Below are 1,321 nucleotides of genomic sequence, written 5' to 3' on the forward strand. Positions count from 1 at the left end.
CGTCGCATTCGCGAGCGATTCACCGCACGCGTGGATCGATGGCGATGCAATCAGTCTGCAGGAGGCGTTGTCGAACGTGCTGCACAATGCGCTGCTGCACGCGCTCGCGCATATCGAATTCAATGCGATCAACCTCGCGCTCGACGCCGTGTGGCGCTTCAGTGGGATGCCGGACGCGTTCTATGCGGACTGGCTGAAGGTCGCGGCCGAGGAGGCTTATCACTTCACGCTGCTGTCCGAGCGGCTGGCAGGGTTCGGGCATGCGTACGGCGATTTTCCCGCGCACAACGGGCTGTGGGAGATGTGCGAGCGGACCAAGGCCGACGTGCTCGCGCGGATGGCGCTCGTGCCGCGCACGCTCGAGGCGCGCGGGCTCGACGCGTCGCCGCCGATCCGCGCGCGGCTCGTGCAGGCGGGCGACGACGCATCCGCGGCGATCCTCGACGTGATCCTGCGCGACGAAATCGGCCATGTCGCGATCGGGAACCGCTGGTTCCGGCACTTGTGCGACGCGGCCGGCCGCGAGCCGGTGCCTGCCTACCGCGAGCTCGCCGAGCAGTACCATGCGCCGCGGCTGCGCGGTCCGTTCAATTTCGACGCGCGCCGCACCGCGGGGTTCGAGCAGGCGGAGCTGGACGAACTCGCCGCGCAGGACGCGACGGACGGCAAGGCGGCGGGTTAGGGCGGCTGCGGGCCGCCGGCTGCCGCGGTGCGAAAGCTGCCGCAGGCCGGCCGCGCGAGCGTTCGGCGCCATGCCGCGGGCATCCGGTGCGCCGGTTGCGCGCGCCATCGGCTTCCCTGGCGCTAGAGAGCGGCCTCGACTGCCGGCCGCCGGAACGCAAGCGTCACCGCTATAATCGAACGACCATTCTTTTTTCTGGCGGCTGCAATGAGTGCCTCGAGTTCTGTTTCCGATTTCGTCACGGTGCGCGGCGTCAAGCTGCATGTGCGGCGCTGGGGCCGGCCCGATGCGCCGACGCTGTTCATGCTGCACGGCTGGATGGACGTCGCGGCGTCGTTCCAGTTCGTCGTCGACGCGCTCGCGGGCGACTGGCAGGTGATCGCGCCGGATGCGCGCGGCTTCGGCCTGTCCGACTGGCCGGTCGCACGGCACGGCGGCGGTCATTACTGGTTCCACGAATATCTGGGCGATCTCGATGCGCTCGTCGATCACTATGCGCCGACCGGCGAAGTCAACCTGGTCGGGCACAGCATGGGCGCGAACGTCGTGTGCCTGTACGCGGGCGCGCGGCCGGAGCGCGTGCGGCGTGTGGTCGACCTCGAAGGGTTCGGGCTCGCCCCCGCGCGGGCCGAGCAGGCG

2 protein-coding genes are annotated in these 1,321 nt (G+C 69.8%); both read left to right on the top strand.

All coding sequences use genetic code 11. From position 1 onward, the window contains the following. Positions 1–682: ferritin-like domain-containing protein (locus tag F3J14_RS35055; protein ID WP_247682370.1), on the top strand; the 682-nt coding region annotated here is incomplete at its 5' end. A 207-nt stretch (positions 683–889) separates the two neighbouring features. Then, on the top strand, positions 890–1,321 hold a 432-nt coding region (locus tag F3J14_RS35060), incomplete at its 3' end, for an alpha/beta fold hydrolase (protein WP_166726770.1).

Source organism: Burkholderia sp. Tr-862, from assembly GCF_011753085.1.
In the GTDB taxonomy this organism is placed as follows: domain Bacteria; phylum Pseudomonadota; class Gammaproteobacteria; order Burkholderiales; family Burkholderiaceae; genus Burkholderia; species Burkholderia ambifaria.